The following is a 1,067-nucleotide window of genomic DNA, read 5'->3' on the forward strand; positions in this document are numbered from 1 at the left end:
TGGTATTATCCCCTATAGGTAGACAGTAAAAAAAGAGTCCATCTGATATGATGGACTCAATACTGTTTTATCTGGAGGGGATTTTTTTATGGCAAGAAAAGGACAATCATTTCAAAAATATACAGAAGAACTAAAGCGAGAAGCAGTTCGTCTTCGATTAGAAGAGAGAAAATCATTGCGAGAAATTCGTGAACAACTCGGTGTGAAGAGCGATGCCCAGATTATTGAGTGGGTAAAACGTGCGCAACAGGGGGAGTCCTTTGATGATCAACGTGGTGTCTGGAATCGAAAGAATTTTAATAGTCTAGAAGAAGAAAATGCTTATTTGAAGGCACAGGTTGAGTATTTAAAAAAGCGCAATCCAAATCTACATGGGAAGGAATGGTCCTAAAGAAAGAACGATTTTCTCTTATCGATTCATTACGCCAAGCCTATCCACTCCGATGGTTGCTTCAAATCGCGGAAGTTTCTAAGGCTGGCTACTATAAATGGCGGAAATATCATAACGTGCAGCGTTTACGTCAGAAAAGGGATATGTGGCATAAAGAACATATTTTATCTATTCATCGTCAGCACCCTTACTATGGGTATAAACGTATGACTCGTGCTTTGGCTCGAGAAGGAATGGTAATGAATCATAAACGTGTTCGTCGTCTTATGAGAGAGCTGGGTATTCAATCTATCATTCGAAAAAAACGTCCGTTTTATGGAAGAAAAACATCTGTGGTATTTAAAAATCATTTGAATCGAGAGTTTCAAGCTGAAAAGCAAAACCAAAAATTCGTAACAGATATTACTTATGTACGAATCGGAGAACAATTTGCCTATTTGTCAGCTGTGTTAGATCTATACAACAATGAAATTGTTGCCTGGAAGCTATCTTCAAGAAATGATTTAGATTTGGTTTTAACTACATTACGTCAATTAGAAGGGAAGTCATTAACTACTAAGCCCCTTTTCCATTCAGATCAAGGGTTTCAATATACATCTAAATCCTACGCAAAACAGTTAGAGAAATTAGGATTTGTCGGTAGTCATTCTAGACGTGGAAACTGTTTTGATAATGC

At 37.4% G+C, this 1,067-nt stretch carries 1 pseudogene; it reads left to right on the top strand.

From position 1 onward, the window contains the following. Positions 1-88 precede the first annotated feature (88 nt). Positions 89-1,067, top strand: a pseudogene (locus MR143_RS32635) (IS3-like element ISBth8 family transposase); the annotation flags it as partial.

The sequence above is a fragment of the Bacillus cereus group sp. BfR-BA-01347 genome, assembly GCF_022663835.1.
Taxonomy (GTDB): domain Bacteria; phylum Bacillota; class Bacilli; order Bacillales; family Bacillaceae_G; genus Bacillus_A; species Bacillus_A thuringiensis_K.